Annotated in this window: 1 protein-coding gene; it reads right to left on the minus strand. The window is 64.9% G+C overall.

Going from position 1 to position 251, the window contains the following annotated elements:
- Positions 1–251 (minus strand): PTS transporter subunit EIIC (locus R2R70_RS21925; protein WP_410979185.1); only part of this gene is annotated, 251 nt, incomplete at both ends.

Here is a 251-nt window from a genome sequence, read left to right on the forward strand (position 1 = left end):
TCGGCACGAACCGCTTGCCGCCGAAGAACGCGAGGTAGTCCGGCAGCTTGATGTCCTTGTAGCGGTTGTACAGCAGCCCCGCGACCACGCCCGCGATGATCCCGGACAGCACGCCCATGTTCAGCTTGGGATCGATGTCCTTCATGATCGCGGTTTCGATCAGGTAGCCGATCGCGCCCGCGAGCGCCGCCACGCCGTTGTTGTCCTTCGCGAAACCGACCGCCACGCCGATCGCGAACAGCAGCGGCAGG

This window comes from Cobetia sp. SIMBA_158, assembly GCF_046566945.1.
In the GTDB taxonomy this organism is placed as follows: domain Bacteria; phylum Pseudomonadota; class Gammaproteobacteria; order Pseudomonadales; family Halomonadaceae; genus Cobetia; species Cobetia amphilecti.